Origin of the sequence: Streptomyces sp. NPDC090077 (assembly GCF_044747545.1) — a bacterium.
Lineage (GTDB): Bacteria > Actinomycetota > Actinomycetes > Streptomycetales > Streptomycetaceae > Streptomyces.
The window spans coordinates 45,993-72,499 of the sequence record NZ_JBIVEG010000033.1 but is presented as its reverse complement, the minus strand read 5'-3'; the positions used below and the strand labels follow the sequence as shown (position 1 = coordinate 72,499).

At 73.4% G+C, this 26,507-nt stretch carries 23 protein-coding genes; 9 read left to right on the top strand and 14 right to left on the bottom strand.

Translation table 11 applies throughout. The features are described from left to right. The first annotated feature begins 278 nt into the window (after window positions 1-278). A complete protein-coding gene (locus tag ACIPW5_RS34360; protein ID WP_401253604.1) occupies window positions 279-1,469 on the top strand; it encodes a CapA family protein in 1,191 nt (396 codons plus the stop codon). 13 nt (window positions 1,470-1,482) lie between these two features. Here ACIPW5_RS34360 and ACIPW5_RS34355 read toward each other — a convergent pair whose 3' ends face one another. Next, window positions 1,483-2,418, bottom strand: a complete 936-nt coding sequence (locus ACIPW5_RS34355) for an SCO1860 family LAETG-anchored protein (protein ID WP_401253601.1) — start codon at window positions 2,416-2,418, stop codon at window positions 1,483-1,485. Window positions 2,419-2,703: 285 nt separating this feature from the next. Between ACIPW5_RS34355 and ACIPW5_RS34350 the strand changes: the two genes are divergently transcribed. Then, entirely contained in the window at window positions 2,704-3,309 is a 606-nt protein-coding gene (locus tag ACIPW5_RS34350) for a dihydrofolate reductase family protein (protein ID WP_401253598.1), read from the top strand. A 129-nt stretch (window positions 3,310-3,438) separates the two neighbouring features. Here ACIPW5_RS34350 and ACIPW5_RS34345 read toward each other — a convergent pair whose 3' ends face one another. Continuing rightward, on the bottom strand, window positions 3,439-4,533 hold the full coding sequence (locus tag ACIPW5_RS34345) for an amidohydrolase family protein (protein WP_401253595.1): 1,095 nt from the start codon (window positions 4,531-4,533) through the stop codon (window positions 3,439-3,441). Between the two features lie 64 nt (window positions 4,534-4,597). Between ACIPW5_RS34345 and ACIPW5_RS34340 the strand changes: the two genes are divergently transcribed. Continuing rightward, on the top strand, window positions 4,598-5,668 hold the full coding sequence (locus ACIPW5_RS34340) for an aminotransferase class V-fold PLP-dependent enzyme (RefSeq protein ID WP_401253592.1): 1,071 nt from the start codon (window positions 4,598-4,600) through the stop codon (window positions 5,666-5,668). Window positions 5,669-5,705: 37 nt separating this feature from the next. Here ACIPW5_RS34340 and ACIPW5_RS34335 read toward each other — a convergent pair whose 3' ends face one another. The 9 genes from ACIPW5_RS34335 to ACIPW5_RS34295 form a co-directional block, all read right to left on the bottom strand. Continuing rightward, window positions 5,706-6,773, bottom strand: a complete 1,068-nt coding sequence (locus ACIPW5_RS34335) for an aminotransferase class V-fold PLP-dependent enzyme (RefSeq protein WP_401253589.1) — start codon at window positions 6,771-6,773, stop codon at window positions 5,706-5,708. Between the two features lie 93 nt (window positions 6,774-6,866). Then, complete coding sequence (locus ACIPW5_RS34330) at window positions 6,867-8,750, bottom strand: DNA/RNA non-specific endonuclease (RefSeq protein WP_401253586.1); 1,884 nt, start codon at window positions 8,748-8,750, stop codon at window positions 6,867-6,869. A gap of 245 nt (window positions 8,751-8,995) precedes the next feature. Beyond that, on the bottom strand, window positions 8,996-9,703 hold the full coding sequence (locus ACIPW5_RS34325) for a DsbA family oxidoreductase (RefSeq protein WP_401253583.1): 708 nt from the start codon (window positions 9,701-9,703) through the stop codon (window positions 8,996-8,998). A 62-nt stretch (window positions 9,704-9,765) separates the two neighbouring features. Beyond that, complete coding sequence (locus ACIPW5_RS34320; protein ID WP_401253580.1) at window positions 9,766-10,257, bottom strand: GNAT family N-acetyltransferase; 492 nt, start codon at window positions 10,255-10,257, stop codon at window positions 9,766-9,768. A 63-nt stretch (window positions 10,258-10,320) separates the two neighbouring features. Then, window positions 10,321-11,769, bottom strand: coding sequence for a peptidoglycan D,D-transpeptidase FtsI family protein (locus ACIPW5_RS34315; protein ID WP_401253577.1), 1,449 nt, complete (start codon window positions 11,767-11,769; stop codon window positions 10,321-10,323). Window positions 11,770-11,831: 62 nt separating this feature from the next. Further along, a complete protein-coding gene (locus ACIPW5_RS34310; RefSeq protein ID WP_401253574.1) occupies window positions 11,832-12,497 on the bottom strand; it encodes a response regulator in 666 nt (221 codons plus the stop codon). After that, window positions 12,494-13,837: a sensor histidine kinase gene (locus tag ACIPW5_RS34305; RefSeq protein ID WP_401253572.1), complete on the bottom strand. Its 1,344-nt coding sequence runs from the start codon at window positions 13,835-13,837 to the stop codon at window positions 12,494-12,496. Before ACIPW5_RS34305 ends, ACIPW5_RS34310 begins: the two co-directional genes overlap by 4 nt. Window positions 13,838-13,893: 56 nt before the next feature. Next, window positions 13,894-14,898 carry a hypothetical protein gene (locus tag ACIPW5_RS34300; protein ID WP_401253569.1) on the bottom strand — a complete coding sequence of 335 codons (1,005 nt, stop codon included), beginning with the start codon at window positions 14,896-14,898 and terminating at the stop codon, window positions 13,894-13,896. A 93-nt stretch (window positions 14,899-14,991) separates the two neighbouring features. After that, window positions 14,992-15,792, bottom strand: coding sequence for an IclR family transcriptional regulator (locus ACIPW5_RS34295; protein WP_401253567.1), 801 nt, complete (start codon window positions 15,790-15,792; stop codon window positions 14,992-14,994). A 136-nt stretch (window positions 15,793-15,928) separates the two neighbouring features. Between ACIPW5_RS34295 and ACIPW5_RS34290 the strand changes: the two genes are divergently transcribed. From ACIPW5_RS34290 to ACIPW5_RS34275, 4 genes are all read left to right on the top strand, one after another. Continuing rightward, window positions 15,929-17,455, top strand: a complete 1,527-nt coding sequence (locus ACIPW5_RS34290; RefSeq protein ID WP_401253564.1) for an aldehyde dehydrogenase (NADP(+)) — start codon at window positions 15,929-15,931, stop codon at window positions 17,453-17,455. 41 nt (window positions 17,456-17,496) lie between these two features. Then, window positions 17,497-17,718 carry a hypothetical protein gene (locus ACIPW5_RS34285; protein ID WP_285344581.1) on the top strand — a complete coding sequence of 74 codons (222 nt, stop codon included), beginning with the start codon at window positions 17,497-17,499 and terminating at the stop codon, window positions 17,716-17,718. A gap of 62 nt (window positions 17,719-17,780) precedes the next feature. Beyond that, a complete protein-coding gene (locus ACIPW5_RS34280; RefSeq protein WP_401253561.1) occupies window positions 17,781-18,974 on the top strand; it encodes a TerD family protein in 1,194 nt (397 codons plus the stop codon). 113 nt (window positions 18,975-19,087) lie between these two features. Beyond that, entirely contained in the window at window positions 19,088-19,264 is a 177-nt protein-coding gene (locus tag ACIPW5_RS34275; protein WP_401253558.1) for a hypothetical protein, read from the top strand. Window positions 19,265-19,317: 53 nt separating this feature from the next. On the opposite strand, the gene ACIPW5_RS34270 is transcribed toward ACIPW5_RS34275, so the two are convergent. Both ACIPW5_RS34270 and ACIPW5_RS34265 read right to left on the bottom strand, forming a co-directional pair. After that, complete coding sequence (locus tag ACIPW5_RS34270; protein WP_401253555.1) at window positions 19,318-20,766, bottom strand: alkaline phosphatase PhoX; 1,449 nt, start codon at window positions 20,764-20,766, stop codon at window positions 19,318-19,320. Between the two features lie 325 nt (window positions 20,767-21,091). After that, entirely contained in the window at window positions 21,092-22,594 is a 1,503-nt protein-coding gene (locus tag ACIPW5_RS34265; protein WP_401253552.1) for a hypothetical protein, read from the bottom strand. Between the two features lie 344 nt (window positions 22,595-22,938). Between ACIPW5_RS34265 and ACIPW5_RS34260 the strand changes: the two genes are divergently transcribed. Both ACIPW5_RS34260 and ACIPW5_RS34255 read left to right on the top strand, forming a co-directional pair. Beyond that, a complete protein-coding gene (locus ACIPW5_RS34260; RefSeq protein WP_401253549.1) occupies window positions 22,939-24,780 on the top strand; it encodes an endonuclease/exonuclease/phosphatase family protein in 1,842 nt (613 codons plus the stop codon). 146 nt (window positions 24,781-24,926) lie between these two features. Then, entirely contained in the window at window positions 24,927-25,181 is a 255-nt protein-coding gene (locus ACIPW5_RS34255; protein ID WP_401253546.1) for a hypothetical protein, read from the top strand. A 340-nt stretch (window positions 25,182-25,521) separates the two neighbouring features. Here ACIPW5_RS34255 and dapD read toward each other — a convergent pair whose 3' ends face one another. Next, the gene (dapD, locus tag ACIPW5_RS34250; protein WP_385769267.1) at window positions 25,522-26,502 is read right to left on the bottom strand and encodes a 2,3,4,5-tetrahydropyridine-2,6-dicarboxylate N-succinyltransferase; all 981 of its coding nucleotides are present in this window, start codon (window positions 26,500-26,502) and stop codon (window positions 25,522-25,524) included. Window positions 26,503-26,507: the final 5 nt, after the last annotated feature.

The following is a 26,507-nucleotide window of genomic DNA, read 5'->3' as shown; positions in this document are numbered from 1 at the left end:
TAGCGACGCGACGAAGGAGCGCCCTTGACAGGCCGGCACGAACCGGAAGGACGATGGGACTGACGGGAAGCCCCCAACCAGCTCTGATCCGGTCCAAGGGGCTACCGCCCCCAGCCGACCCACCCGCACCCCGGGAGGCGGGTGGGCAGGCGCCGACCGACCGGCGGGGGTCGAGGGGGAGATAGCGGGCCCCGCCCGGAGCCCCCAGAACCCCCGTACGCGCCGCCTTCGCCGCGCGCCTACCATGGCCGCAGCTGACGACGAGCGGGGGGCGGGGCATGAGGACAGTGGCGCGGGTAGGGGTCGGGGTGGCCGTGGTGGCGCTGGTCGGCGGGGGTGTGTACGCCGTGCCGCGGCTGCTGGGGGACGGCGCGGACGCCGCGGCCGAGCAGCGGCTCGCGGGGAAGCCGGGGACCGGCAAGGCCGCGCCGGCCGGGACGCCGTTCACGCTGGTGGCGACCGGTGACATCATCCCGTACCCGTCGATCATCCAGCGCGCGGCGGACGACGCGGGCGGCAAGGCCGGCGAGTACGACTTCCGGAAGATACTCGCGGGCGTCAAGCCCATCGTGTCCGCCGCCGACCTGGCGATATGCCACCACGAGATACCGTACGGCCGGCCCGGCGGCCCCTACACCGGATATCCCGCCTTCAAGGCTCCGCACCAGCTGGCCGACGCCCTCAAGGACGCCGGGTACGACAGCTGCTCCACCGCTTCGAACCACACCCTCGACGACGGCTACGACGGCCTCGTCCGCACGCTCGACCACCTCGACCGGGTCGGTCTGAAGCACGTCGGCTCGGCGCGCAGCGCCGAGGAGGCCAAGGCTCCGGCGCTGCTCTCGGCCGGCGGCGCGAAGGTCGCCCAGTTGGACTACACGTACGGGACGAACGGCATACCGGTCCCGGCGGGCAAGCCCTGGTCCGTCAACCTGATCGACCAGGCCCGGATCATCGCCGACGCCCGCGCGGCGCGGGCGGCCGGCGCGAACGTCGTCCTCCTCAGCGTCCACTGGGGCACCGAGTGGCAGACGGCGCCCGACCAGCAGCAGAAGGACCTGGCGCAGGCGCTGACCGCCTCGCGCGGGGCGGACGGCCTCCCCGACATCGATCTGGTCCTCGGTACGCACAACCACGTGCCCCAGCCGTACGAGAAGATCAACGGCACCTGGGTGGTGTTCGGGATGGGCGATCAGATCGCGAGCTTCTACGAGCCGGAGAAGGCCCGGGGCAACATGTCCTCGATCCCCCGGTTCACCTTCGCCCCGTTGGCGAAGAACAGCGGCCGCTGGGAGGTGGTGAAGGCCGAGTACCTGACGCAGTTCTCGGACATGAAGCCGCCGTTCCGGGTCGTCTGTGCCTCCTGTACGCCGGACCGTGCCGACTACGCCAAGGTCGACAAGGAGGTCACGGCGGCCGTCACTTCGCGCGGGGCCGTCGGCCAGGGGCTGGAGCGCGCCACCCGCTGAGGGGTCCGTACCGTCACTGGGTGCGGCCGCGGCGGGTCACGACGAGGGCGCCCGCGCCGATGCCGAGCAGGAGGAGTGCGCCGCCCGCGACGTACGGGGTGACCGAGCCGGCGCCGGTCTCGGCGAGGTTGGCCTGGGTGGTGGTCGGGGTGGTCTTGGTGCCCTGGGCCGCGGTCTGCGGCTTGACGTCGGGCTGGGCCGCGGGCTTGGTGTCGGGCTTGGCCTCCGGCTTGGCTTCCTTGGGGGCTTCGCAGTGGGCTTCCGCGAGGACGATCTCGCCGTCGACCTCGGCCACGTTCAGGTCGAGGGGGTTGACCGACACCTTCAGGCGCAGCGCGGCCGCGGCGGCGGTGGTGGAGGTGGTCTGCGTACCGGAGAGCTCCAGGGAGACGGATCCGACGCCGGGGACGTCGAGCTTGGTGGCGGGGCCGCCGGCGGTGAGGGTGACCTTCTTGCCGAGGGCGGTGACGGTGCCGAGGACGTTCGAGGTGGCGACGGGCTTCTTGCCCGCTGCGCAGACGGCCTTGGAGGTGACCTTCTCGACCTCGATGAGGGAGAGCAGGGGCAGGCCGGGGACGTGCACCTTGGCGTGGGCGAGGTTCGATTCGGCCTGGGCGCCGTTCTTGTCGGCGGTCGCCTTGGCGGTGGCGACGTCGGCCTTCAGGACGCTGACGGGCCGGCCCTGTTCGGCTCCGTCGAGGGTGACGGTGAGGGCCGTCTTCTCGGCGGTGGCGGGGGCGGTGACCTCGTTCAGGGTGGCCTTCAGCGGGACGTGCACGGCCTTGTTGAGCAGGCCCACGTCCAGTCCGGCACGCAGGACGACGGCTCCGGACGTTCCCTCGCTCCCGGCGCCGCCGCCCGTGGCGAGGGCGGGCGGCGCGGTGAGCAGGGCTACCGCCCCCGTGGCGAGCAGAACGGCCGCGGGCATGCGGAAGGTGTTGCTGTTCAAGATGGTGGAACCCCCGGGGAGATGGGCGCCGTGGGGCGCCAATGGGGGACATCGCGCACGCCGACGGCTTCGACGTTCGAAATCCTTACGCACGGAGGGTGAATGGTCAGCGACCCGGTGTGAGTTCACTCCAAAGGGTGGAATCCATTCATTTATTCGATTCTTCGCGCCACACCTGACACAGCAGTACCTGCAGTCATGGGTTTCCCGTTGCTCCACAGCGCGGCCGATGAGTTTGCGGCTCCCGGTCGGTCCAAGCTCGTGACACCTAGGAAAGGACGCGTCATGTCGGAGCTTCTCGTCGACTTCATCACCTCGCTCGACGGCTGTGCATCGGGAGAGGGCTGGCCCGGCTTCTGGGGCCTGGAGGGTCCGGAGTACCTCGCGTGGCTCGGCGAGCAGCCCGAGGTCACCTACCTGATGGGAGCGAACACCTACCGCCTCATGTCGGGCTTCGCCGCGGGCGAGGTCCCGGCCGGCCAGGACGAGTTCCGGCCCGAGGAGGAGGCGTCCGTCGACGAGCTCACACGGGCGTCCAAGGTGGTGTTCTCCTCCTCGCTCACGGAGCCCCTGACGTGGGCCAACTCCACGCTCGTCCGCGGCGACGCCGTCGAGGCGGTCCGCGCGATGAAGTCGGGCGGCTCGGGGATCCTCAGCACCATCGGCAGCCTCAGCCTGTGCCGGTCCCTGCTGCGGGCCGGACTCGTCGACCGCTTCCGGGTCGTGATGTTCCCCGTGATCACCGGGGCCACGGGCGCGGAACGCATCTACGACGGCTACCCGGACGTCGCCCTGGAGATGATCGGGCACCGCACCTTCGACGGCCGCATCCAGCTGGTCGAGTACGAGCCCCGCGTGCTCGACCACCCGCCGCTCGGCGTCCCGGCATGACGCCGCCCCGTCCATCGGCCCGGACAGCCGCCGGGCCGGGGTCGGCGGGGCCGTGCGCCTCCCGGGAGTCCCCGCACGACCCACCGCACGACCCACCGCGAGGTCCGACGGCGCGGCCCACCGGCCGGCCTACGCCCGGACCACGCCGTTCACGATCACCCGGTCCGGCCGGGCCAGGACGCGTACGTCGGTCCGCGGGTCGGCGGCGTAGACGACGAGGTCGGCCGGGGCGCCCTCGGTGAGGCCGGGGCGGCCGAGCCAGGTGCGGGCCGCCCAGGCCGTCGCCGAGAGGGCGTCCAGCGGCGGGATCCCGGCCTTCACCAGCTCCGCGACCTCGGCGGCGACCAGGCCGTGCGGCAGGGAGCCGCCCGCGTCCGTGCCGACGTACACCTGGATGCCCGCGTCCCAGGCCGCCCGGACGGTGTCGTAGCGCCGCTCGTGCAGCCGGCGCATGTGCGCCGACCAGCGGGGGAACTTGGCCTCGCCGCCCGCCGCCAGCTTCGGGAAGGTCGAGATGTTGACGAGGGTCGGGACGATCGCCACGCCGCGTTCCGCGAACAGCGGGATGGTGTCCTCGGTGAGGCCGGTGGCGTGCTCGATGCAGTCGATGCCCGCCTCGACGAGGTCCCGGAGCGAGTCCTCCGCGAAGCAGTGCGCGGTGACCCGGGCGCCCAGCCGGTGGGCCTCGGCGATGGCGGCCTCCACCTCGGCGCGCGGCCAGCAGGCCGTCAGGTCGCCGGCGTCGCGGTCGATCCAGTCGCCGACGAGCTTGACCCAGCCGTCGCCGCGCCGGGCCTCCCGGGCCACGTACTCGACGAGCTGCGGGGGCTCGATCTCGTGGGCGTAGTTGCGGATGTAGCGGCGGGTCCGGGCGATGTGCCGGCCCGCCCTGACGATCTTCGGGAGGTCTTCCCGGTCGTCGATCCAGCGGGTGTCGGAGGGGGACCCGGCGTCGCGGATGAGGAGGGTGCCGGCGTCCCGGTCGGTGAGGGCCTGCGCCTCGGCCGTCCCGGCGTCGACCGGGCCGTGGGCGTCGAGGCCGACGTGGCAGTGCGCGTCGACCAGGCCGGGCAGGGCCCATCCGGTGACCGTGGTGACCTCGCGGGCGGCGGTCGGCCGCTCGTAGGAGATCCGTCCGCCGACGACCCACAGTTCGTCGCGCACCTCGTGGGGCCCGACGAGTACGCGCCCCTTCACATGGAGCACACCGTTGTGATCACTCATGTCCGCACTGTACGTGCGCGCTGGGTAGGCTCGGCCGGTAACCCCGGACGAAGAGAGCACCGACGTGACCCACCCCCTGCTGGACCTCCCGCCGCTGACCGCCGAGCACTTCGCGTCGATCGAGCGGGGGGTGGCGCGGCTGCTGGACACCCGGCACGACGTGGTGGTCACCCAGGGCGAGGCGCTGCTCCCGCTGGAGGGGTGCATCCGCTCGGGGGCGCGGCCGGGTTCGACGGCGCTGAACGTCGTCACCGGGCCGTACGGGACCACGTTCGGCAACTGGCTGCGCGACGCCGGGGCGAACGTGGTGGACCTGGCGGTTCCGTTCGACACGGCGGTCGGCGGCGAGCAGGTGGCCCGCGCGCTGGCGGAACACCCGGAGATCGACTTCGTGTCGCTGGTGCACGCCGAGGCGGCCACCGGGAACACCAATCCGGTCGCGGAGATCGGCGAGGCGGTGCGGGCGCACGGGGCGCTGTTCATGCTGGACGCGGTGGCGTCGGTGGGCGCGGAGCCGCTGCTGCCGGACGCGTGGGGCGTGGACCTGTGCGTGATCGGCGCGCAGAAGGCGATGGGCGGTCCGGCGGGGGTCTCGGCGGTGTCGGTGAGCGACCGGGCCTGGGAGCGGTTCGCGGCGAACCCGGCGGCGCCGCGCCGCTCGTACCTGTCGCTGCTGGACTGGAAGGAGCGCTGGATCGACGGCGGCCGCAAGGCGCTGCTCCACGCGCCCGCGCAGCTGGAGATGCTGGCGCTGGAGGCCTGCCTGGAGCGGATCGGGGCGGAGGGTCTGCCGGGTGTGCTGGAGCGGCACGCCGCGGCCGCCCGGGCCACCCGGGCGGGCGCGGCGGCGCTGGGTGTCGCCCCGTGGGTCGGCGACCCCGCGCAGGCCGCTCCAGTGGCGACGACGCTGCGGGTCGCGGACGCCTCGCTGGTGGTGGCGAAGGCCCTGGCGCTGGATCCGGCGGCCCCGCTCGCGGCGGGCGGCGGGGCGCTGGCCGGGGAGATGGTCCGGGTCAACCACTACGGTGCGGCGGCGTCGCCGGAGGCGGTCGGGGCGGCGCTGGGGGCGCTGGCCCGAGCCCTGGGCGCCGATCCGGCGCCGGCCCTGGCCGCGGCTTCGGCGGCCTGGGCGTAGCTCCCGGTTCCGCCGGCCGGGCCCCGGGCGGAGTGCGTCAGCCGGCCAGTACGTCCAGCAGCCGGTCCACGTCCGCCTCGGTGTTGTAGAGGTGGAAGGAGGCCCGCAGGGCTCCGTCGCGGGCGGAGGTGTGGATCCCGGCGGCGGCCAGGTCGGGCTGCCGGTGGGCCAGGCCCGGTACCGAGACGAGCGCGGCGTCGCCGGGGACGGGCGCGTGGCCGAGGCGGGCGAGCCCCTCGCGGTAGCGGGCGGCGAGGGCGGTGTCGTGGGCGTGGACGGCGTCGACGCCGACCCGCTCCAGCAGTGCCAGTGAGGGCGCGGCGGCGTGGTAGGGGAGGAAGGCCGCGGACTCGTCGAAGCGGCGGGCGTCCGCGGCGAGTTGCCGCATGGGGCCGTAGACGGCGTCCCACTTGGACTCGGCGGCCACCCAGCCGGCGTGCAGCGGGGTCAGTCCGGGCTGGGCCTCTTCGGAGACCGTCAGGTAGGAGGCGCCGCGGCCGCCGAGCAGCCACTTGTAGCCGCCGGTGACGGTGTACTCGTACGGCGAGGCGTCGAAGGGCAGCCAGCCGGCGGCCTGGGTGGCGTCCACGAGCATCCGCGCCCCGTGCGCGGCGGTCGCCGTGCGGACTGCGGCGAGGTCCGCGGTCCTGCCGTCGGCGGACTGGACGGCGCTGAGGGCGACGAGGGCGGTGCCGGGGCGGACGGCTTCGGCGAGGGATTCCAGCGGGGCGAAGCGGACCTTGAGGTCGCCGCGGAGCACGAAGGGGTTCATGACGGAGGCGAAGTCGCGCTCGGGCACGAGGACTTCGGCGCCGGTGGGCAGGGAGGCCGCGATCAGGCCCACGTGGACGGCGACGGACGAGCCGACGGCGACGCGCCGCGGGTCGACCGACACGAGGCGGGCGAAGGTGGCCCGGACCTGCTCGACGACGCCGAAGTCGCCGGATCCCGCGGGCAGTCCGGCGCCCGCCGCCTCGGCCAGCTCCCGCACCGCGGCGACGGAGGCCGTCGGGAGCACTCCGGCGCCCGCGGTGTTGAGGTAGGTGGTGGAGTGCGCGAACTCGGCGGCGCACACGCGGGACACGTGGGAGAGCGGAAGATCCATGCCGTCCACTCTGCGCGGACAGGATCTAAAAGTCCATTGCCTGTTTTTACTTACATCATCAAAGCATCGCTTATGGAGTGGTGACCGGGCGGCTCAGCTCCAGTCGATGTCGGCCAGGCTCTCCAGCGGGGTCCGGTCCTCCAGGGACTCCGGGACCACCAGGGTGTCCGCCTCGGTCATCGCGGCGGGGAAGCGCAGGTGCGCCTGGCGCTGGATCTCGGTGGCCTTGACCTGGAACACGCGGAACTCGTCCAGTTCGAGGGCCTCGGGGAGGTTGAGGTTCTGCGTGAGCAGGAAGGCCTTGCACTTGAGCGTGCCGCCGTCGGAGTAGACGAGGACCTTCCAGAACGCGCGGGGGATGCGGACGCCCTTGAAGAGGCGGTCGTCCTCCTGGAAGACGGGTCCGCCGAAGACGCTCACCCTGAGGTCGTCGACGTCGACGTCCTCGAACACGGCGTCCTCCAGCTTCCCCCAGATGCCGCCCCGCATGCTCTGGTTGAAGTCGTCCATCTGCGGGGTGATGTTGGTGTAGAAGAACGAGTCCCGGTTGGCCTTCTCCGCTTCGGCCAGCGGCCCCCAGCAGAGGTCGGCGCGGCGGGCGATGTGCCCCCGGTCGAGCCGGTTGTTCCGGCCCCGGTAGAGCTCGTTGCTGACCTGGGCGTCGGCCGGAAGGCGGGGGTCCTTGACGAACTCGATGCCCTCACGGCTGATCTTCTTGATCGCGCCACCGTCTATGTTCCAGGCCACCCAGAAGGCGAAGCGCCGCTGTCTGCTCATCGCCAGCGAGAAGTGCGTGTACGGGACCACCTCGGAGCCGTCGAGCCGGACGGCGTCGTCCTTGATCGATGGGTTGAGGGCGGGGGTGCCGATCGGCACGGCCAGGAAGCCCGGATCGTAGCCCGCCAGTGCCTCCAGGGAGCCGGTCGCGGGCCGGTCCAGGGTGACCTTCAGCTGCTCGAAGACCGCGTGCGGGAAGCAGGCGAGGGCCCGGTCCTCGGGGTCGGCGTCGCCCTCGCCGCCGAAGTGCAGCCCGGCGAGCACGTCGGTCGGCTTGCCCGTGCGCGAAGTGAACATCCAGGCGGACCCGGAGTCGCCCGGCTTGCTGATCTCGTGCCCGGGGGCGGGGTGCCTGGGGTCGGGGCCTATCTCGAAGCACTCGATCTCCTTCACCCCGACGGCCCGGCCGTAGTCCACGCGGACCTTGGCGAAGGGGCGGGTCACCATCCCGTGCGTGACGCCGGTGGTCCGGCCGCTCTTGACGACCTTGTCGTCGATCTGCGGCTCGCCCAGCTTCCTCGGGGTGACGCCGAGGCTGAGGATCTCCGTCTCGACACCGCGCTCGGTGATGGTCGACACGGCGCAGTCGCCCGCCGTGCCGAGGTGGGCGCGGCGCAGGGCGCCGAGGCGGTTGGCGGCGGTGCGGCTGTCGTCGTCCGTCCCCGGCTGTACGACCTGGTCGCCCATCCGGCCGTTCCGGCCGTTCAGCACGTGCCAGTTGCTCAGCAGGCAGGGGGCGCCGTCGTTCTTGTCGAAGACGATGCAGCCGAGGGTGCCGGCGTGCAGGTGGACGTTGCCGACGCTGACGCCCGGCCGGACCGGGTCCATGCGCTTCTGCCGGTCCGGCGTCTGCGCCTCGGGTACGACGAGGAAGTGCGGCTGGTAGCTGCGTTCGATCACGTCGGTGGGCAGCACGATGCCGCCGCCGATGTCGATGGCCGGGGGTATCTCCGCGGTGCCCAGGTCCCTCATGCCCTCCGGCTGCACCTTGCTGTCGACGGTGAACTGGAGGGTGAGTTCCTTGCTGCGCCTGCCCTTCGTCTCCTTGTAGCCGATGCCGATCGAGGAGATGTTCGGGTCCTTGAGGTAACCGGACCCGTGGGTGCGGATGTACTGCTTGGCCGAGCTGATGATCTTGTCCTGCCCGTCCGCCGGGGTGGCGGTCCGGGGAGTGGCGGGCACCCGCTTCGTGGCGGTCATCGGGGTCTCCTTCCGCAAAGGAGTCGGATCCCCGAGCTGGTTGAAACCGAAGCGAACTGACGCGCCCCCAGGCATCGCCGGGGGCCCTCCGGCGAGCATGCCGGGGCCGGCGCCGTGCGCGTGTACGTCCAGCCTACGGCGGTGCCGCGGGGCGGGCGCGCCGAGCGGCACGGGGGTGCCGCCGGGGCGTGCCGGGGCGCCCGGTACCGGAGGTACGCGGGCGCCCGGGGCGGAGGACGGGGGGCTCAGGCACCCGGGACGGCGCAGGCGCCGTCGGGCTCGCAGGCCTCGGCGCCGGGGGCCGTCTCCACGGTCTCGCGCCCGGCCCAGGCCTGCTCCAGGGCCTGGGTGAACACCTCGGCGGGCTGGCCGCCGGAGATGCCGTAGCGGCGGTCGAGGACGAAGAACGGTACGGCGTTGGCGCCCAGTTCGGCCGCCTCGCGCTCGTCGGCCCGGACCCGGTCCGCGTAGGCGGACTCGTCGGCGAGGACCTCGCGGGCCTCCGTCTCGTCCAGTCCGGCCTCGACGGCCAGGGCGAGCAGCACCTCGGGGTCGAAGACGGACCGCTCCTCGGCGAAGTTGGCCCGGAAGGCGAGGTCGAGGAGCTGCTCCTGCCGGCCGCGGGCGGCGGCCAGGTGCAGCAGGCGGTGGATGTCGAAGGTGTTGCCGTGGTCGCGGCCGTCGGTGCGGTACTCCAGCCCCTCGGCGCGGGCGCTGGCGGCGACGTGCTCCTCCATCGCGCGGGCCTCGTCGAGGGTGCGGCCGTACTTGCGGGCGAGCATCTCCAGGACGGGGGCGGTGACGCCCTTGGCGCCGTTCGGGTCCAGCTCGAAGGACCGGAAGACGACCTCCACCTCGTCGCGGTGCGCGAACCCGGCCAGACCCTTGGCGAACCGGGCCTTTCCGATATAGCACCAGGGGCAGGCGATATCGGACCAAATTTCGACGCGCATGTTCCTTCTTCTCTCCGGGTACGACTGAACGGTTTCCGGTTCAACCATCCGGAGGTACGGTCTCATTCCCCGGACGCCGGACCGACCTCCAGCCAGAGCGTGCGGTGGGAACCCGCGGGGGTACCGGCCGGGTCGGGGCGCCAGCCGTGGGAGGCGTAGAAGGCCTGGGCGCGCAGGTTGTGCTCGTACACCTCCAGGCGGACCCGCTCGACGCCGGCCCGCCGCCAGGCGTCGAGGCACGCCGCGTGCAGGGCGGCTCCGGTGCCCCGGCGCCAGTGGTCGGGGTCCACGTGGAGCTGGGTGAGGGTGGTCACGCCGTCGGCGGTGTGGAAGGCCGCCACTCCGGTGACCCGGCCGTCCCGTTCGGCGCACAGCACCTGTCCCTGCGCCGCCGGGCGGGCCACCGCCCGCGACCAGCCCTCGCGGGCGCGCGCCGACTCGGTCTCACCCGCGTAGGCCTCCTCGGGGACGCGGCCACGGTAGTAGGTGGCCCTGGCCCGGGTGTGCAGGGCGGCGATGGCGTCGAGGTCGCTGGTGCGCGCGGTCCGGATCATGGGAAGGGGAACGCGCCGGGAACCGGGTCGGTTCCCGGCGCGTGGGCCCCGGACGTACGGCGGCTACTTCTTCAGCCACGCCGCCATCATCTTCTGGGCGATCGGCGCGGCCAGCTTGCCGCCGCCGATCTCGGAACGGTCGGTGTCCGAGTTCTCGATCATCACGGCGACGGCGATCTGCTTGCCGCCCGCCTTGGCGTACGAGGTGAACCAGGCCAGCGGCGGGATGTTGTTGTTGACGCCGCGCTGGGCCGTACCGGTCTTGCCGCCCACCTCGGCGCCCGCGACCTGGGCGGGCTTGCCGCCGCCCTCGGTGGCCACCGTGCGCATGGCGTCCTGGAGCATCGAGGCCGTCTTCGGGCTGATCACCTGCTCCGTCTTCGGGTCCTTGAAGTCCTCCAGGACGTTGCCGTCGGCGTCGGTGACCGTGGAGACCATGTGCGGAGCGACGAGCTTGCCGCCGTTCTCGATCGCGGCGGTCACCATGGCCATCTGGAGCGGGGTGGCCTGCACGTCGAACTGGCCGATACCCGTCTGTGCGACCTGGTCGACCGACAGCTTCTTCGTGGGGTACTTGCTCGGTGGGTTGGTGCGGACCGGGGTGTCGATCTGCGTGTTGAAGCCGAGCTTCTCCGCCATCGCCCGCATCTTGTCCTGGCCGAGCTTGGAGGCGAGGTCCGCGAAGACGTTGTTGCAGGACAGCTTGAGGGCGGTGCGGGCCGAGACGTTGTTGCAGGCCTCGTCGCCCGCCTCGCTGGGCAGCTTGGTGCGGGTCCCGGGGATCGTGTACGCGCCCTGCACGCCCGTCGGCGTGTCGATGCTGGTCACGAGGCCGTTCTCGATGGCGGCGGCGAGGGTGACCAGCTTGAAGGTGGAGCCGGGCGCCTGCGGCTTGCGCAGGGCCACGTTCTCCATGGCCTTGCCCTTGTCGGCGGACAGCTCGTCCCAGGCGGCCTTGTCGTTGGCGCCGGTGATCCGGCCGGGGTCGTAGGACGGGTTGTTGACCACGGCGAGGATCTGGCCCGTCGCCGGGTCGATGGCCACGGCCGCGCCCTGCTTGCCGTTCAGGGCGTCGTAGGCGGCCTTCTGCACGCCCTTGTCGATGGTGGTGAGGACGTTGCCCGGGTCGGCACGCTTGTTGGTGAGCATGTCCATCACCGTCTTCAGCCGGGTGTCCGAGCCGTTGAGGACGTTCTTGTAGACGCCCTCCAGCAGCGTCGTGCCGTAGGCCTGGGAGCTGTAGCCGGTGATGGGGGCGTACAGCGGGCCGTCCACGTAGGTCCGCTTGTACCCGAAGTCCTTGCCGCCCGTCTTCGTGGAGCCGGTGATCGCCTCACCGCCCACGATGATGTTCCCCAACGGGTTCTCGTACTGCCCGATGAGGTTGCGCCGGTTGTTCTTGTCGTCTGCGAGGGCCTGGCCTTGGTACGCCTGCACCCAGGTGACCCGCACCATGAGGGCCAGCACCAGAAGCAGACAGAAGACCGACGCACGCCTGATCGTCTTGTTCATCCCCCAGAAGGACGTACCAGCGGCCGCAGCCGTTCCGCTCTGCCCCGATTGTGGCGGGGTTCTCAGGCTTTCTTCATGAGGAAGCCTCCCTCGTAGGCGGCTATGACGGCCTGGGTGCGGTCCCGGGAGCCGGTTTTGGCGAGGACCGCGGCCACGTGGGTCTTGACCGTCTGCGGGCCCACGCCGAGGTGCTCGCTCACCTCCTGGTTGGACAGTCCGGTGGCCATCAGGCGCAGGACGTCGGCCTCCCGGTCGGTGAGCCGGGCCGCCCAGGCGGGGGCCGCGGGCGGGGCGGCCGCCGTGTGGGCGGCGGCCAGGGCGCGGACCGCCGCCGGGAACAGCAGCGAGTCCCCCCGGGCGACGAGGCGGACCGCGCCGATCAGCTCGTCGGGGTCGGCCCGCTTGAGGAGGAACCCCGAGGCACCGGCGCGCAGCGCGTCGTAGACGTAGGAGTCGTTCTCGAAGGTGGTGACGACGACGATCCGCGGCGGGTCGGGCAGGGTGCGCAGGATCTGCTCGGTGGCCCGGATGCCGTCGATCTCCGGCATGCGGACGTCCATCAGCACCACGTCGGGGGCCAGGGAGCGGACCAGCGGGACGGCCTCGGCGCCCGTGGCCGCCTCGCCGACCACCTCCATGTCGGGTTCCGCGTCGAGGATGACCCGCAGGGCGGTGCGGACCATCCGCTCGTCGTCGGCGACGACGATGCGCAGCGGCGGACGGCTCATCGCCCGCCTCCGTCGGCGGTGACGGCGGCGGTCGCGGTGGCGGGGCCGAGGGGCAGGACCGCGCGCAGCCGCCAGCGGCCCTCGTGCGGGCCGGCCTCGACGCGGCCGCCGAGCAGGGCGGCCCGCTCGGCGGTGCCGCGCAGTCCGCGGCCCCCCGTGGTGCGCCGCCCCTCGCCCTCGGGGTCCGACGGGGGCCGGGCGGGCGGGTTGGTCATGGTGATCTCCAGTTCGCGGTGGCCGTCGGGTGTGTGGACGCGGATCAGCAGGGCTACGGGGCCCAGGCCGTGGCGCAGGGCGTTGCTCAGGCCCTCCTGGACGATGCGGTAGGCCTCGCGGGAGGCGATGGCCGGGAGCTGCGCCCAGTCCCCGGCCGGGCCGGGATCCTGCTGCACGGTGACGGTGGTGCCGCCGGCCCGGGTCCGGGCCAGCAGCCCGTCGAGGTCGGTGGCGAGGGTCGGGGCGGGCGCGGCGTCGGCCCGGGCGGGGTCCCCGTCGCGCAGCAGGCCGAGCACCATGTCGAGCTCGCCGACCGTGCGCCGGGTGGTCTCCTCGATCGCGGCGAGCGCCTCCCGCACGAACTCCGGGTCGCGGTCGAGGACCCGCCGGGCCGCGACCGCCTGGAGGGTGACGGCGCTCAGGGCGTGGCCCACGGCGTCGTGCAGCTCCCGGGCCAGCCGGTTGCGGACGGCGAGGTCGGCGGCCCGTTCCTCCGCGGCGGCCAGCCGGTCCGCCGCGGTCGGCCCGAGGAGCACGGGTGCGAGCCGGGCCAGCAGCGCCCCCGCAGCGGCGGAGCTCACGACGACCAGGGCCAACAGCCCCACCCCGAGGAACGGGGCGACGTACGGGCTCGCGTGGCTGCTGAGCCAGCCCTCCCCGAGGGACGCCCGGCGCAGGGTGGCGGAGAACGGCACCAGGAGCAGCACCAGCGCCATGGGCGTCGCCGCGAGGGTCATCCCGCTGATCACCGCCCCGACGCCCAGGTGCAGGGTCCACCAGGCGGAGGCCCGCCACCGTGAGCCCCACGAGCGGGCGGGCCCGTCGGCCAGCCGCTCCCCCGGCACCCCGGACAGGGCCCGCACGGCCGTCACCGACAGCGGCCGGACCAGCCCGAGCAGCCCGGTGACGGCGGCCAGCGGCAGCGCGGCCGCGTAGGCGGCGAGGGTCAGCGGCAGGGAGGAGAACACGTTGCCCCGGCCGGCCGCGACGCCCACGCACACCTGGCTGAGCAGGAAGTACGGCATCAGCAGGGCGCCGCCGAGTATCAGGTGCACCCAGCGCAGCCGGGCCCGTGCCCCCAGTGCGGCCCCGCCCAGCCGGCGCACCGCCCCCGTCCCGCTCATGTCCCGCCCCCGTTCGTCTCCGTGGCCCCGTGGCCCCTGTGCCCCCGTGGCCCGCGTCAGTCCTCCCGGCGGGAGTGGATGTGGCGGACGAGGACAGCCGCCGCGAGCAGGCCGGTGATCATCTGGCCAGCGTAGGTCAGGCCGGTGACGGCGGTGGCCCGTTCGTCCGTCCCGAAGTTCGCTCCGGCGGAGGCGGCCAGCATCCACGCCCCCCAGCTCAGCGTGGCCGCCGAGCCGGTCCAGGTGAGGGCCAGCGGCCACCGCGCCGGCCGCGCACCGCCCCGGGCCAGGAGCAGCGCCCCCGCCCCCGAGGCGAACGCGCATATCGCGTGGGCCCCGAACACCACGGCCGTCTCCACCGAGTAGGACTCCACCTGCCGGGCGGGCAGCCCGGCGCTGCCGCCGAAGGCCCAGTACAGCTGTGCGGCGCCCGCCACGAGGCCCGCCAGCGCAGCGGCTCCTGCCACCACCCCCGTGGGAGACGGGAGCCGCTGCCCGGCCGCGCCCAGCCGGCGTCCGCCCCAGCGCTCCCGCGCATAGGACACGAACAGTCCGGCCAGGGCGATGCCCTGGATGATGAAGCCGGTGTAGACGACGACGAACACCCAGGAGTCGAGGAAGGGTTGCCGGCCCGCCTGCGCGGCTGCCGCGGTGCCCAGGCCCAGGGCCTTGACGAGGGCCTGGGCCGGGAAGCCCAGGACGATCGGGGTGAGCAGCCCGGTGGCGACGTAGGCGGGCACCGTCAGGAGCCATCCCGGGACCCGTCTCCCCCAGGGCCTGGTGAGCGCCAGGACGAGCACGATGACGCTCGCGTCCATGGCCACCGTCACCGCGTTGGCCACGGCGAGGAACGGGCCGCCCTCCAGCAGGATGCTGCCGTCCGGTATCCCGATGTGGCTCCCGGCCAGCCAGGCGGCCTTGAGGCTCAGGTAGGGCACGGTGGCGGTGATCGCCACCGCCCGCAGGACCCGCCGCCCGGCCCCGGGGCGCGGGGAGGGGGTGCCGGTAGTGCCGGTGGTGTCGGTCGGCCGGTTCGCGTGGACTGCCCGTGTCGTCGTCATGCCCCCACGGTCGCCCGTGCCGGCCCCCCGCCACCTCCCCCGCGAAGGTGAACCGCCTCCCCCGCACGGGGGAGGCGGTCCGCCGACGGGCCGTCACATGCGCCGGGTCACGACCGACAGCCGGTCCCGCGCCTCGAACAACGCCGCCTTGATGGCCCGCTCGTGCTCGTCCGTCAGCCGCGCCACCGGCACCGAGCAGCTCACCGCGTCGCGGGCCGGCGTCCGGTACGGGATCGCCACGCCGAAGCAGCGCAGGCCGAGCGTGTTCTCCTCCCGGTCCACCGCGTACCCCTGCTCCCGCACCAGCGCGAGCTCCTCCACCAACTGCTCCCGGTCGGTGATGGTGTGCTCGGTGACCGCCTCCAGCCGCTTCGGCAGCAGCGCGCGCACCTCCTCGTCGGTGTGCGAGGCGAGCAGCGCCTTGCCGAGGGCGGTGGAGTGCACCGGGAGCCTGCGCCCCACCCGGGTGAAGGGCCGCAGGTAGTGCTGGGACTGGCGGGTGGCGAGGTAGACCACGTTCGTCCCGTCCAGCCGGGCCAGGTGGATGGTCTCGGTGGTGTCGTCGGAGAGCCGGTCCAGCGTGGGCCGGGCAGCCGCCACCACCTCGTCGCCGTCGATGTACGAGCTCCCGACCAGCAGGGCCCGTACGCCGATGCCGTACCGCGTGCCGGTGGCGTCGGTCTCCACCCAGCCCAGGTTCACCAGCGTGCGCAGCAGCATGTAGAGGCTGGACTTGGGCAGGGAGAGGTCGTTCTGGATGTCGGCGAGGCTGTGCAGGCCGGGCCGTGCCGCGAAGTGCTCCAGCAGCAGGACGGTGCGCACCGCGGACTTCACCGGCGGCGCCGTCACGGGGTCCCCCGGCTCGGCCGGGCCGGCCGTCTCGGCTGTCGTCATACGCCTCTTCCCCTCTGGTCGGCTCTGATCGCCTCTTGTCACCCGGTGGACGCGGAAATAGAGTCCGCAGCAGAACTGATCATTCATCCACCGGAACGGCGTTCAGAATACTGAACGGTCCAGGAGGTAGCGGGCCATGGCAGGGACACCAGTCTGGAGTGTGGACCCCCGCACCGGGAAGCAGCACGGACAGGTTGCGGTGGAGGCCACACCCGGGGACGTGGACGGGGCAGTACGGGCGGCCCACGCGGCCCGCGGCGCCCTGGCGGACGCGCCCCTGCGGGCCCGCTTCCTGCGCACCGCCGCCGAGCTCCTCGACGGGGCCGGGCCGGCCGTGGTGGAGGCGGCCGACGCGGAGACCGCGCTGGGCACCGCCCGCCTGACCGGCGAGCTGGCCCGCACCACCGGCCAGCTGCGCGCCTTCGCCGACCTGGTCGAGGAGGGCTCCCACCTCGACATCCGGATCGACCGGGCCGACCCCTCCCTCACTCCGCCCCGCCCCGAACTCCGCCGCTACAAGGTGCCGCTGGGCGTGGTCGCCGTCTACGCCGCCTCCAACTTCCCGCTGGCCTTCTCCGTGCCGGGCGGCGACACCGCGAGCGCGCTGGCCGCCGGCTGCCCGGTGGTGGTCAAGGCGCACCCCGACCACCCGGCCACCTCCGAGCTGTGCGCCTCGCTGCTGCGCCGGGCCGCGGTGGCGTGCGGGCTGCCGGAGGAACTGGTGACCGTGCTCCACGGCTTCGACGCCGGGCTGGAACTGGTCCGCCACCCCCTGGTGGCCGCCGCCGGGTTCACCGGTTCGGTCCGGGGCGGCCGGGCGCTGTTCGACGCGGCCGCCGCACGGCCGGTGCCGATCCCCTTCCACGGTGAGCTCGGCTCCCTCAACCCCGTCGTGGTCACCCCGGCGGCCGCCGCCGAGCGGGCCGAGGAGATCGGCTCGGGGCTCGCGGGCTCGGTCACCCTCGGCGTCGGCCAGTTCTGCGTCAAGCCCGGGCTGGTGCTGGTCCCCGAGGGCGCCGACGGCGACCGGCTCGCCGGCGCCCTCGCCAAGGCCCTCGGCGAGAGCGGCCCCGGGGTCCTGCTCGACCACCGGATGCGGGAGAACTTCCTGGCCGGCGTCCGGGAGCGGGCCGCCCTCCCCGGTGTCACCGCACCCGTCACCCCGGGTCCGGGCGACGGGCACACCGTCGGCGCCGGCTTCCTGAGCGTCCCGGCGGGCGCCCTGCTGTCGGACGGCGACCACGAGGTGCTGCTGGAGGAGTGCTTCGGCCCGGTGACCGTCGTGGTGCGGTACGCCGCCCAGGACGAGGCCGCCGGAGTGCTGGCCCGGCTCGACGGGAACCTGAGCGCCACCCTCCAGCTGTCGCGGGCCGAGACCGAGGGCGCGCCCGGACCGGCTTCCGCGCTGATCACGCAGGTCACGGGGCTGGCGGGGCGGATCGTGGTGAACGGCTGGCCGACCGGCGTCGCCGTGGCCCCGGCCCAGCACCACGGCGGCCCGTACCCGGCGGCCACCTCGCACTCCACCTCCGTCGGGGGTACCGCGATCGAGCGGTGGCTGCGCCCGGTGGCCTACCAGTCGGTGCCGGAGGCGCTGCTCCCGCCCGAGCTGCGCGAGGCCAACCCGCTGGGCCTGCCGCGCCGCGTGACCGGCCCCGCGTAATTGCGTTGCCGCCCCGCTCCCGGCGGGGCAGGCTGCGCTCCATGCCGAAGCCGCAGGGGTTCACGTACGAGGTGCACAGCGACCGCACCGTCCGCATCACGCACCGGGGCCGCGCCGCGGGCACCCTGCGGGGTGCCCGGGCCGACAAGTTCCTGGCCGAGGTCGAGTCCGGTGACGCGCAGCTGGTGATGGCCCGCTGGACCGGCTCCTACAAGTTCGGCAACGAGCGCACCGCCCGCGACCACCCCCGTAACCGGCGCTGAAAGATTCGGCCGAAGGGCCGAAGGTAAGGGAACGGCAAAGCGGCTCCGGTCGTTCTCCTGGCATGACCGCTATGACCCCTGGTTCCAACCTGCCGCTCGACACCGTCCGCGTGACGGTGGACGTGGCTGCCCCGGTGCGTCTCGACGTGTCGGGGCTCCTGCTCGCGGCGGACGGCAAGGTGCGCTCCGACGCCGACTTCATCTTCTACAACCAGCCCTCCGGGCCCGGTGTCAGCTACCGGTCCGGCGGAGGTTCGGCGCCGGACTCCATCACGGTGGACACCGGCGCGCTGCCGCCCGGCATCGAGCGGATCGTGGTCACGGCCAGTCCGGACGCGGCCGGGCAGACCTTCCAGGGCATCGAGCCCACCGCCACCGTGCGGGACGCGGCCGGCGGCGCGGTGATCGCCACCTTCACGCCGCCGCAGCTCGGCGCGGAGACCGCCCTGGTGGTCGTGGAGATCTACCGGCGCAACGACGTCTGGAAGGTGCGCGCGGTCGGCCAGGGGTACGCCAACGGCCTCGCGGGCATCGCCACCGACTTCGGGGTCTCCGTGGAGGAGGAGCCGGCCCCGCCCGCTGCGGCCGCGCCCGCCGCACCGGTCGCCGCGGCTCCGGTCGCACCGCCGGCGCCCGCCGCACCGCCCGCCCCCGCCGCTCCGCCCGCCGCCGGCGGCGGGAAGATCAACCTCGACAAGGGCCGGGTCAGCCTCCAGAAGAACCAGACCGTTTCCCTGGTCAAGGGCGGCCGCCCGCTGCTCTCCCAGGTCAAGATGGGCCTGGGCTGGGAGCCGGCGTACGGCGGCCGCGACATCGACCTCGACGCGTCCGTCATCGCCTACGGCCCGCAGCGCAACTTCATCGACAGCTGCTACTTCGGCAAGCTGTCCATCCTGGGCGGCGCGATCAAGCACTCGGGCGACAACCTCACCGGTGACGGTGCCGGGGACGACGAGGTGATCGTCGTCGACCTGGGCCGGATGCCCGCCGAGGCCACCGGGCTGGTCTTCACGGTGAACTCCTTCTCCGGCCAGAAGTTCACCGAGGTCGCCAAGGCCTACTGCCGGCTGATCGACGCGGCGAGCGGGGAGGAGCTGGTCCGCTTCGACCTGACCGGCGCCGAGCCGCAGACCGGGGTCATGATGGCCAAGCTCATCAGGCAGTTCTCGGGCGAATGGGAGATGACGGCCATGGGCGAGTTTGTGAAGTCCCGCACAGTGCGCGGCATGGTCAAGCCCGCGGCCCAGGCACTCTGAGCAGGTGGGCGGGCATATGCCGACACCGCGGTGCGGGCGGGCGGCCATCCGGGTGATGGATGCCACGCGTAATCCGGAGGTGGCTGTCAGTGCCCGCCCGTAGCCTTGACTCCATGCAGAACACACTCCAGCCCGCGGGTCCCGCGCGCCCGTCCGCCGCCGAGGCGAACGAGGCGATACGGCACCTCGTCGAGACCTGGGACGGGGAGTGGCCCTCGGAGGCGTACGAGTTCCTGCTCGAAGAGTGGGCAGCGGCCTCCCGCGCCGAGGAACTGGCCGCCGTCCAGTAGCCGGCGTCCCCGGGGCACAGGGGTGCCCCGGGACCGCCGCCCCGGCGCCCGCGTCAGCGCGGGGAGCGCCGCCAGGGGCCGGTGATGGCCAGCATGATGCCCGGGTCCTGGATGTTGGCGTACAGGGTGCGCCCGTCCGGGGAGAAGCAGACCCCGGTGAACTCCGAGTACTCCGGCTCCTCGGCCGTGCCGATGTTCAGCTCGTTGCGCGCCAGCGGGTAGACACGGCCCGACTCCGTTGCGCCGAAGAGGTGTTGCAGGCCCTCGCCGTCCTCGGCGATGACCAGCCCGCCGTACGGCGACACGGTGATGTTGTCGGGGCCGTCGTAGCCGCCGTCGGCGCCCGGGTCCCGGTTGACGCCGATCAGGACGACGAGCCGGATCGTGCGCCGCTTGGGGTCGTAGAACCAGACCTGGCCGTCGTGCGCGGCGCCCGGGCTCTCCTCGCGCGCGTAGGAGGAGACGAAGTAGGCGCCCCCGTCGGCCCACCACATGCCCTCCAGCTTGCGCCCCCGGGTCACCGCACCGGCCGCGAACTGCTTGCGCACCGAGAGGCTGCGCGCGTCGCGGTCGGTGACCTCCACCCAGTCGACCCCGTACACGGTGCCGGTCTTCGTGGCCCGCGAGAGGTCGTCCACGAAACGGCCCTGGCTGTCGAAGCACTTGGCGGCCGCGAGCACCCCGGCGTCGTCGGCGAGGGTGCGCAGCCGGCCGCGCCCGTGCCGGAAGCCGTGCGGCGGGGTCCAGCGGTAGAGCAGCCCGTTCGGGCCGGAGGCGTCCTCGGTCAGGTAGGCGTGGCCCTGGCGCGGGTCGATGACCACGGCCTCGTGGGCGTACCGCCCGAACGCCTTGACCGGCCGCGGGTCGCGGTTGGCCCGGCGGTCGTGCGGGTCGACCTCGAAGACGTAGCCGTGGTCCTTGGTCATGCCGTTCTTGCCGGCCAGGTCCTCGGTCTCCTCGCAGGTCAGCCAGGTGCCCCAGGGGGTGGCCCCGCCCGCGCAGTTGGTCGACGTGCCGGCGATGCCCACCCATTCGGCGACCCCGCCGCCGCGCCGGACCTCCACGACGGTGCAGCCGCCGGACGCGGCCGGGTCGTAGACGAGGCCCTCGGTGAGCGGCACGGGGTGCGCCCAGCCGCTGCGGGGGCCCTTCAGCTCGTGGTTGTTGACGAGGAGGGTGACTCCGTGGTGCCCCTCGAAGGCGGCGGTCCCGTCGTGGTTGGACGGGGTGCTCTCGCCGGATTCGAGGGTGGTGACACCACTGCGGGTGATCACGCGGTAGGTGAACCCGGCGGGCAGGGCCAGCAGTCCGGCGGGGTCGGCGAAGAGCGGCCCGTAGCCGGGGGCGTGCGGGCGGCCCTGGGCGTCGAGCGTCTCGGGCCGGGGGTCGTCCGCGGCAAGTGCCCCGGGGGCGGTGGCGAGGGCGCCGACCGTCCCGGTCAGTGCGACGCCCGCACCGGCGATGACGGTGCGGGCGGTGAAGTCTCTGCGGCTGAGGGGCATCGGGTCTCCAGGGGTGGGGAGGTGGTGCGCCTGACGTACGGTCGCAGGCGCACACGCTCCCGCCCGTACGTGAACGGCGGCTGAACTACCCGCAAATGCGGGCCGAGTCCTTGCCGGTCGCGGGAATGGCGAACTCCGGCCATGGAATCGGCCTGTTGTGCACCCTGGCCGCATCCTCCCCGCACTCCCCTCCGCTCCCCCGCGACCCCCCGCCGGAACACCCGTCCGGGCGCCCGCCGTCCGCCGCCCGCCGCCCGCGGACGGACGGACGGGCGGGCGGGCGGGCGGGGCCGACGCACCACCGGGCCACGGGCCGGCGTACGGGTCAGGGCCGGCGGGAGCGGGCCTTGAACGCGGCCTTCCGCGCCTCCTTCGAGGCCTTCTTGTCCGGGTGCAGCCGGCCCATGGCCTCCAGGACGTACGCGGTGGCGGGGTGCTCCACCCGCCACGCCTGCTCGAAGAACCCGGTGTGGTGCTCCGTCAGGCTCCGCATCAGCAGCGGCAGCTCCTCGGTCTCCCCGTCCGCCGCGAGCTGCGCGGCGATCGTGTCCACCGTCAGCCAGAACACCATCGCCTCGTCCGGCACCGGTACGTCGGCCACCCCGTGCTCGGCCAGCCAGACCCGGGCGAGCCCGCCGAGCTCCGGGTCGTCCAGCACGGCGCGGACGGCCGGCTCGGCCTCGGCCCCGGCCGGGGCGAGGGCCTGCTGGCAGCGCAGCCGGCGCAGCGGGGCGCCCTCGTCGTCACCGCGGGCGGCGGCCAGCAGCTCGGCCACCGCGTCCGGCAGTTCGCGCCCGGCCAGCCACTGCTCGATCTCGGCCTGGGCGGCGTCCTCCGGGTAGAAGGAGACGGCGTCGAGCAGCGCGTCGGCGCCCTTGTCGGCCAGCTCGCCGACGGCGGGGGCCTCGACCCCGGCTTCGAGCATCCGGGCGCGGACGCCGTACAGGCCGAGCGGGGTCAGCCGCACCATCCCGTACCGGGACACGTCCTCGTCGTCCTCCGGCACCGTCCCCGCGGCCGCCGTCCCGGAGGCGTCGTCGGGCTCGTCCGCCTCGGCGAGCAGCGCCTCATCCACGGGGCGGTACTCGACCAGGCCGATGGGCTCCAGCTGCCGGAACTGGTCGTCGAGGCGCATCATCGCGTCCGAGACCTGTTCGAGGACGGCGTCGGTGGGGTCGCCCATCTCGTCGGGCACGATCATCGAGGCGGCGAGGACCGGCAGCGGCACCGGGCCCTCGCCGGCGCCGCCCTCGGAGACGGTGAGCAGGTAGAGGTTGGCGAGGACCCCGTCGAGGAAGTCCGCTTCCCGCTGGGGGTTCCAGTCGAGGCGGTCGAAGTCGATCTCGCCGCCCGCGTCGAGGGCGTCGACGAGGTCGTCCAGGTCGGGCACGGCCGCGTCCGCGAGGACGGTGTCCAGGGCGGCGAGCCACAGGTCGAGCACGTCGCCGGGCGCGCCGCCGGCCAGCAGGGCGAGGTCCTCGCCGGGGGTGGCGGTGCCGTACTCGGGCTCGCCCGCGTCGGCGCCGTCGCCGCCGTCCTCCTCCGGCTCGGTGACGTCGACGAGGCCGGTGTCCACGGCGACCCGCCAGGCCTGGCTCGCGTACACGGGCGAGTCCTCGTCGGCGGCGTCCAGGCCCAGGACGGCGACGGCCTCGGGGAGCTGGTCGGGGGCGAGCTCGCCCCCGACGTCCACCCGGGTGTCGGGGCCGGACCAGCGGGCGAGGCGTACGGCGCGGGCGAACAGCGGGGCGACGAGGGCGTCGCGGGCCAGCTCCGCATCGGAGTGCAGCCGTACCGGCGGCAGCGTGGGGTGCGGCTCTGCGGACATGGGGTGGTTCTCCTCGGACGGGACGCGCGGGGCGGCTGAGCCGGGACGCGCGGGGCGGCTGAGCGGTGGGCGAGCGGGCCGGCGGCGTCCGGGCGGCGGGGTGCCGTCCGGCCGTGTGGCCGAAAACACACGCGGACGGGCCGTCAGGCCCGTTGCGGCGACCCAGCGTAGACGCAATCGGGGCAGGCCCGGCGGCCATCACCTTTGGTTCATCCCACAGTCAGCCTCCGTATCCCCTGGAGGCCTTGACAACTTCCCTGGTCGCACAGGAAATTGACGCGCGTAGATGTATACGGGCCGTCAAGAGCCCGCACTTTCTCCTCCACACACCGGAGTTCCCGCCCATGCGCTCCTCGCATCCCCGTTCCGCCGCCGTCGCGGCCCTCGTCGCCACCGCCCTGGCCACCGGCCTGCTCACGGGCAGCGCCGACGCGGCCGAAGGCGCCGTGTCCGCCGATCCGATACGCATCCACGACATCCAGGGCACGACCCGCATCTCCCCCCTGAACGGCAAGCAGGTCGCCGACGTCCAGGGCATCGTCACGGGGGTGCGCACCTACGGCTCGCGCGGCTTCTGGATCCAGGACCCCGACGCCGACGACAACCCGGCCACAAGTGAGGGCGTCTTCGTCTTCACCAGCTCCGTCCCGACCGTCGCCGTCGGCGACGCCGTGAAGGTCTCCGGCACGGTCGGCGAGTACGTCCCGGGCGGCGTGAACTCCGGCAACCAGTCCGTCACCCAGATATCCAAGCCCGCGGTGACGGTGCTCTCCTCCGGCAACGCCCTGCCCGCGGCCACCGCGGTCAACGAGTACTCCGTCCCCGCGGAGTACGCCCCCGCGGGCGACCCGGCGGCCGGCGGCAGCATCAACGGCCTGGCCCTGGAGCCCTCCCGCTACGCCCTGGACTTCTACGAGTCCCTCGAGGGCATGAACGTCAAGATCGGCACCTCGCGCGTCGTCGGCGCCACCGACGCGTACGGCGAGCTGTGGGTGACGGTCAAGGGCTGGGAGAACGCCGCCAAGCGCGGCGGCACGATCTACGGCTCGTACGAGTCCCAGAACACCGGCCGCCTCCAGGTCCAGCAGCTCGCGCCGCTCGCGCAGCAGCCCTTCCCGGTGGCCAACGTCGGCGACAAGCTGACCGGCACCACCGAGGGCCCGCTGGACTTCAACCAGTTCGGCGGCTACACGCTGGTGGCGCGGACCCTCGGCACGGTCAAGGCGGGCACCATCGCCCCGGAGAAGACCAAGGCCCAGTCGCCCGGCGAGCTCGCGGTGGCCACGTACAACGTGGAGAACCTCGACCCGACCGACCCCCAGGAGAAGTTCGACAACCTCGCCAAGGCGGTCGTGACCAACCTGGCCTCGCCCGACATCGTGGCCCTGGAGGAGATCCAGGACGACAACGGCGCCAAGAACGACGGCACCGTCTCCGCCGAGCAGACGCTGACGAAGTTCACCGAGGCGATCAAGGCGGCGGGCGGCCCGGCCTACCAGTGGCGCTCCATCGCCCCCGAGAACAACAAGGACGGCGGCGAGCCCGGCGGCAACATCCGCCAGGTGTTCCTGTTCAACCCGGAGCGGGTCTCCTTCACCGACCGCGCCGCGGGCGACGCGGTCACGGCGACCGGCGTGACGACGGAGAAGGGCAAGGCCGCCCTGACCCACTCCCCCGGCCGGATCGACCCGGCGAACCCGGCGTGGGCCGACAGCCGCAAGCCGCTGGCCGGCGAGTTCCTCTTCCGCGGCCGCACGGTCTTCGTGATCGCCAACCACTTCGGCTCCAAGGGCGGCGACGAGGGCCTGACCTCGCACCACCAGCCGCCGGCGCGCAAGTCGGAGGAGAAGCGGCTCCTGCAGGCGCAGGCCGTCAACGGGTTCGTGAAGCAGCTGCTGGCGGTCGACAAGAACGCCGCCGTGCTCGCGGTCGGCGACATCAACGACTTCGAGTTCTCCGGGACGACGCAGGCGCTGGAGGACGGCGGCGCGCTGTACTCGGCGATCAAGTCGCTGCCGAAGGCGGAACGTTACTCGTACGTCTACCAGGGCAACGCGCAGGTGCTGGACCAGATCCTGACCAGCCCGTCGATCAAGAACTTCACGTACGACAGCGTGCACATCAACGCCGAGTTCGCCGCGCAGAACAGCGACCACGACCCGCAGGTGCTGCGCTTCCGTCCGTGACCCGGGACCGCGGGGAGGGCAGGTCGGGACTTTCGGCCCTGGCGTGACGCTGGACACACAGCGGCCAAAATCTTCCGGTTGTGGTGTTGAGTGGCCCCACGCCCGAACTTGCCCTCCTTGTACCCCCGCACTCCCGGGAGGACCGCGTGTTCCCGTCCATGTCCCTCGCCCAGGAAATCGGCCTCGCCGTCCTCGTCGTGGCCGCCCTCGTCTGGGTCGTCGGCCTCGGCCACATGCTGTGGGACAGCCGCTTCCACCACCCGGAGCCAGGCGCCTACGAGGGCCTGCCGGTGATCCCGGCCCAGCGCGCCGCGGACACGCACCCGATGGAATCGGTGGAGCTGACCGAGGCGGAGGAGCGGGCCTTCGCGGGCCTGATCCGCACGATCGCCCTGAACTGACCGGCGGCCACCGCCGCCGGAACTCCCGGAACGCCCCTCGCCCCCACGGTGCGAGGGGCGTTCCGGCACGTCCGGGCGGCGGCGGTGCCCTCGGTTGCGGGGCCGGTCGCGCGCGCCGCGGACGGATGACCGGCGGGCCGCGACGGAAAGAGCCCCGGGGCGCTCCCCCTCCCCACAACCACCCGCTCGTCCAGTCGACTGCGACACCCACCCCTCGCGCCGCTGGTTCCTGCGGCTGGTGGGCTGAGCGGCCCCCGCCGTACCGAACGGCCGAGTGCCCTCCCGCGTCCGGCGGGAGGGCACTCGGTGGCGACGTGCGGCGGGCGCTGCCCGCGCGGCGTCAGTCGTTGCTGTGCAGGACCTCGTTGAGGCCGCCCCAGTTCGCCTTGTACGGGCGGGCCTCGACGGCGCCGGTGACCGAGTTGCGGCGGAAGAGGATGTTGTCGGCGCCGGAGAGCTCCAGGGCCTTGACGATCTGGCCGTCCGGCAGGGTCACCCGGGTGCCCGCGGTGACGTAGAGGCCGGCCTCGACGACGCACTCGCTGCCGAGGGCGATGCCGATGCCCGCCTCGGCGCCGACCAGGGTGCGCTCGCCGATGGAGATGATCTGCTTGCCGCCGCCCGAGAGGGTGCCCATGGTGGAGGCGCCGCCGCCGATGTCGGAGCCGTCGCCGACCACGACGCCCGCCGAGATGCGGCCCTCGACCATGGAGGTGCCCAGGGTGCCGGCGTTGAAGTTGACGAAGCCCTCGTGCATGACGGTGGTGCCCTCGGCGAGGTGCGCGCCGAGGCGGACGCGGTCGGCGTCGGCGATGCGCACGCCCTTGGGGGCGACGTAGTCGGTCATGCGCGGGAACTTGTCGATCGAGGTGACCTGGAGGTGCAGGCCCTCGGCGCGCGCGTTGAGGCGGACGGTCTCGACCTGGTCGACGGCGACGGGGCCGAGCGAGGTCCAGGCGACGTTGGTCAGCAGGCCGAAGACGCCGTCCAGGTTCTGGCCGTGCGGCTTGACCAGGCGGTGGCTCAGCAGGTGCAGGCGCAGGTACGCGTCGTGCGCGTCCAGCGGCTTGTCCTCCAGGGAGGCGATGACGGTGCGGACGGCTACGACCTCGACCCCGCGGACCGCGTCCGAGCGGACGGCCTTGGCCGCGGCCGCGCCGAGGAGCTCCACGGCCTGCTCGGCGGTGAGGCGCTCGGTGCCGGCCGGGCCGGGCGCGTCGGCCAGCTCGGGGGCGGGGAACCAGGTGTCGAGGACGGTGCCGTCGGCGGTGATGGTGGCAAGTCCGGCGGCGACGGCGCCGGTGGTACGCGTAGCAGTCATGCCCG

Coding starts and splice junctions, on each gene's coding strand:
- ACIPW5_RS34360 (WP_401253604.1), top strand. CDS start 279: ATGAGGACAGTGGCGCGGGTAGGGGTCGGGGTGGCCGTGGTGGCGCTG.
- ACIPW5_RS34350 (WP_401253598.1), top strand. CDS start 2,704: ATGTCGGAGCTTCTCGTCGACTTCATCACCTCGCTCGACGGCTGTGCA.
- ACIPW5_RS34345 (WP_401253595.1), bottom strand. CDS start 4,533: ATGAGTGATCACAACGGTGTGCTCCATGTGAAGGGGCGCGTACTCGTC.
- ACIPW5_RS34335 (WP_401253589.1), bottom strand. CDS start 6,773: ATGGATCTTCCGCTCTCCCACGTGTCCCGCGTGTGCGCCGCCGAGTTC.
- ACIPW5_RS34330 (WP_401253586.1), bottom strand. CDS start 8,750: ATGACCGCCACGAAGCGGGTGCCCGCCACTCCCCGGACCGCCACCCCG.
- ACIPW5_RS34325 (WP_401253583.1), bottom strand. CDS start 9,703: ATGCGCGTCGAAATTTGGTCCGATATCGCCTGCCCCTGGTGCTATATC.
- ACIPW5_RS34320 (WP_401253580.1), bottom strand. CDS start 10,257: ATGATCCGGACCGCGCGCACCAGCGACCTCGACGCCATCGCCGCCCTG.
- ACIPW5_RS34315 (WP_401253577.1), bottom strand. CDS start 11,769: ATGAACAAGACGATCAGGCGTGCGTCGGTCTTCTGTCTGCTTCTGGTG.
- ACIPW5_RS34310 (WP_401253574.1), bottom strand. CDS start 12,497: ATGAGCCGTCCGCCGCTGCGCATCGTCGTCGCCGACGACGAGCGGATG.
- ACIPW5_RS34305 (WP_401253572.1), bottom strand. CDS start 13,837: ATGAGCGGGACGGGGGCGGTGCGCCGGCTGGGCGGGGCCGCACTGGGG.
- ACIPW5_RS34300 (WP_401253569.1), bottom strand. CDS start 14,898: ATGACGACGACACGGGCAGTCCACGCGAACCGGCCGACCGACACCACC.
- ACIPW5_RS34295 (WP_401253567.1), bottom strand. CDS start 15,792: ATGACGACAGCCGAGACGGCCGGCCCGGCCGAGCCGGGGGACCCCGTG.
- ACIPW5_RS34290 (WP_401253564.1), top strand. CDS start 15,929: ATGGCAGGGACACCAGTCTGGAGTGTGGACCCCCGCACCGGGAAGCAG.
- ACIPW5_RS34285 (WP_285344581.1), top strand. CDS start 17,497: ATGCCGAAGCCGCAGGGGTTCACGTACGAGGTGCACAGCGACCGCACC.
- ACIPW5_RS34280 (WP_401253561.1), top strand. CDS start 17,781: ATGACCGCTATGACCCCTGGTTCCAACCTGCCGCTCGACACCGTCCGC.
- ACIPW5_RS34275 (WP_401253558.1), top strand. CDS start 19,088: ATGCAGAACACACTCCAGCCCGCGGGTCCCGCGCGCCCGTCCGCCGCC.
- ACIPW5_RS34270 (WP_401253555.1), bottom strand. CDS start 20,766: ATGCCCCTCAGCCGCAGAGACTTCACCGCCCGCACCGTCATCGCCGGT.
- ACIPW5_RS34265 (WP_401253552.1), bottom strand. CDS start 22,594: ATGTCCGCAGAGCCGCACCCCACGCTGCCGCCGGTACGGCTGCACTCC.
- ACIPW5_RS34260 (WP_401253549.1), top strand. CDS start 22,939: ATGCGCTCCTCGCATCCCCGTTCCGCCGCCGTCGCGGCCCTCGTCGCC.
- dapD (WP_385769267.1), bottom strand. CDS start 26,502: ATGACTGCTACGCGTACCACCGGCGCCGTCGCCGCCGGACTTGCCACC.